The 1,678-nt window shown below is 37.0% G+C and carries 2 protein-coding genes; both read right to left on the bottom strand.

Features of this window, described 5'->3' with window-relative positions; translation table 11 throughout:
• Positions 1–101: 101 nt before the first annotated feature.
• Complete coding sequence (locus D1953_RS20020) at positions 102–1,562, bottom strand: IS1182 family transposase (protein WP_119118917.1); 1,461 nt, start codon at positions 1,560–1,562, stop codon at positions 102–104.
• Positions 1,489–1,678: hypothetical protein (locus D1953_RS21580; protein WP_220453382.1), on the bottom strand; the 190-nt coding region annotated here is incomplete at its 5' end. The genes D1953_RS21580 and D1953_RS20020, both read right to left, overlap by 74 nt.

The raw sequence follows: 1,678 nt of genomic DNA, 5'->3' as shown, positions 1-1,678 counted from the left end.
GAAAAACTTACGTTTTTAATTTTTGTTAAACGGTTATCACAAATAAAAGGCGACTTTCCGTTCGATTTCGAACAGAAAGTCGCCTTTTTCTCTATTCTTTTTTACTCTTTTTCCTTCAAGATGGTCATGATTCGTTTGAGATTGACAGCGAATATGGCCATGGCTCCTTGCATGTTCATACCTAATAGACCCGCAGATGATGCTACATCATACCCGTGTCTGTGTTTTAATTCGCTATTCTTTGCTTCAATCTTATAGCGTGATTTTGCTTTTTCTTTAAATTCCTCGGTATTTTGAAATGCTTCTTGGTCCTTATGTTCTGTTGATTTAATCGATACCGAGTAGCTTTTACTCTTCGCTCCTTCCTTATAACACCCCTCTTGAAGAGGACAAACTTTACATTTTTCGATATCAAAAAAGTAAGTTAGTACTTGATTGGCCCCTTGGTTTTTCTTGCCTGTCCGTGCTTTTCGAGTAGCTAAATGTCCTGATGGGCAGATAAATAAACCTGCATCCTTATTAAATTCGAATTCTTTCTCCTTTGGACGTATGCCGTCTGTAATGACTGGATTCAACTTTGATACTAATTGAAGTTTTTTTTCTTTTGCGTAGTGAATATTCTCTTTTTCTGAATAAGCCGTATCCCCAATCACCGTGTCAATTTCCATGCCTGTTTCTTGGCTTTTTCTAATTAGTTCTTGTAGATATTTCCCATCACTTTTTTCACCCGTTGTCACAACCGCAGCGGTAATCAATCGTTCATCACTCATCGCAAGGTGTGTTTTGAAACCAAAAAATGAAGAATCAGCTGTTTTATGACCGATACGTGCGTCTGGGTCTGCAGAGAAATGGAGCTGTTCTGTGTAGTCTTCCACCACTTCTTTTAAGACATTTAATTTTTCTTGAACAGCTGGAATATGGGCAATTTTCGGTTCATTTTCGATGACTGTGATAACTTCTTCACAGTAAGCTAATTCATCTTTTACTTCGTTGGAAGTGGTTTTCGGTGGGAATTTTTCTTTCATGGATTCGTCGAATTGATAAACGGTTTTTCGTACGTTTTTTGATTTTTCCTGTAAAAATTCTTTCGGTGATTTTTGATTATACCGGGCTTTTGTATGTGTGGCGTCCACAATAATAGATGTACTTTTGATGATTTTCTTTTCTAAGGCAATTTCAACTGTTTTCCCAATAAGCATGTCTAATAAACTCACGTCCTTGAGACGAAGTCTGCGGAATTTTGTGAGCGAACTTGGATCAATCACAGAATCTTCCGGCGCCATATCTAAGAAATACTTAAACGACATATCATATTTTGAACGTTCCACGACATCGATATCCGATACATCAAAAATGGCTTTTAACAATAAATACTTAAACATTCGAATCGGAGGTATTGCGTTACGCCCGTTGTCTACACAGTATTTTGTTTTTAGCTCCTCTAAAATGAATGTGAAATCTACAAGTTCGTTAATTTGACGAAGCATATTATCTTTTGGTACGACGATATCGTAAATCGCGATGAACGGACTTAAATGGAATGTTTCCTGGTTTGAAATCATCTGAAGCACCACCTACATTTAGTAACTCTAGTATAAATGAAAAAAGCGAGGTATTCGACGATTCAATCGTCAAATACCTCGCAAAGTTAAAAGATATGGACTTTTTCAGTGCCCTC

It is taken from the genome of Peribacillus asahii (assembly GCF_003570725.1).
GTDB lineage: Bacteria > Bacillota > Bacilli > Bacillales > DSM-1321 > Peribacillus > Peribacillus asahii.
The sequence above is the reverse complement of the archived record's forward strand: the minus strand, read 5'-3'. Positions and strand labels throughout refer to the sequence as shown.

What these genes read in the sequence shown, in the direction of transcription:
- D1953_RS20020 (WP_119118917.1), bottom strand. Translation starts at nt 1,562, where the DNA reads ATGATTTCAAACCAGGAAACATTCCATTTAAGTCCGTTCATCGCGATT.